Origin of the sequence: Parapedobacter sp. ISTM3 (assembly GCF_016533505.1) — a bacterium.
Lineage (GTDB): Bacteria > Bacteroidota > Bacteroidia > Sphingobacteriales > Sphingobacteriaceae > Parapedobacter > Parapedobacter luteus.
Genome location: NZ_JAENGN010000055.1, coordinates 1 through 1,154 on the forward strand (window position 1 = coordinate 1; position 1,154 = coordinate 1,154).

At 53.1% G+C, this 1,154-nt stretch carries 3 protein-coding genes; all 3 read left to right on the plus strand.

Annotated elements, in window-relative coordinates:
- The first annotated feature begins 72 nt into the window (after positions 1-72).
- Positions 73-360 (plus strand): hypothetical protein, encoded by a 288-nt coding sequence (locus tag JHJ32_RS22535; RefSeq protein ID WP_200122973.1) that lies wholly within the window; start codon positions 73-75, stop codon positions 358-360.
- Positions 360-713: an IS66 family insertion sequence element accessory protein TnpB gene (gene tnpB / locus JHJ32_RS22540; RefSeq protein WP_200122975.1), complete on the plus strand. Its 354-nt coding sequence runs from the start codon at positions 360-362 to the stop codon at positions 711-713. The genes JHJ32_RS22535 and tnpB overlap by 1 nt, the downstream gene beginning before the upstream one ends.
- Before the next feature lie 60 nt (positions 714-773).
- Positions 774-1,154: transposase (locus JHJ32_RS22545; protein ID WP_200122977.1), on the plus strand; the 381-nt coding region annotated here is incomplete at its 3' end.

Sequence of the window (1,154 nt, forward strand, 5' to 3'; positions counted from 1 at the left end):
TATCCGCCCGACCAACTACATATTTTCTGATTGATTGACGGTCTGTAGCTTTACGCCCAAAACAATATAATTATGAAAGAGCGTAGGGACTACATGTTTACACTTGTCCGCCAGTGGCGTGAGAGTGGGTTAACCCGGCAGGAGTTCTGTTTGCAACACGGCATTACCCTGTCCAAGTTCGGTTATTGGATCAGTCGCTGGAAAGCGGATCAGTCTGGCGGGGATAACGGTTTTATTCCGATGGGCACGGCTATGTTGGGAACTGCCCCGGTGCTGTCGGTTATTTATCCCAACGGCGTTCGGCTGGAAGTTCGCTCGGCCGACCTGGGGCTGTTGTCCCGGTTAATCGCCCTGGGCTGATGTTCAGCCTTGGTTCTTCGCATCGCTATTACCTGTACGGCGGCCATTGCGATATGCGGAAAAGTTTCGACGGGCTTTGCGGGTTGGTGTCCTCCGGTCTGGGCCGGGGCGCCACCGGCGGTGATGTGTTCGTGTTCCTGAACCGTCGGCGCACGCACATGAAGCTTCTGCACTGGGAACACGGCGGGTTCGTGCTGTATTACAAAAGACTGGAGGGCGGTACATTTCCGCTGCCGAAAACCGGTGGGCCTGACGGCGGGATCGACTGGAGCGATCTGGTGCTGATGGTGGAGGGGATCGTGGTGGAGAAGAGCCGGAGACGGCACCGGTTCTCACTGAAAAAAGTTGTCTGAATTAACCAAAAACATCGTTTTATGCTTGCTTAACCTACTGGTTATTTGTATTTTTAGGCCATGCAAATGGCACTGGAACAGCTATCAAAAGAGGACCTTTTAGAGGTTGTTTCCAATATATCCAAAGAGAATGAACTCCTTCTTCGGGAGCGTGATTACCTGAAGGAACAGCTGGCCATGTATAAGCGGATGCAGTTCGGCCAGAAGCGCGAACGCTTTGAAGGCGACCCGGCCCAGATGAGCCTTCCATTCGATGCTGCACCCGTCCAGCTGGAACAGCAGCAGGAAGAAGTAAAGCAAAAGATTGAATACGTCCGCAAACGCCCGAACCACAAAGGGCGCGCGAAACTTTCTGAACATCTTCCTGTCCGGGAAATCGAAATCCACCCTGACGGAGATCTCTCCGATATGGTCTGCATCGGCAGGGAAATCACCGAGGAG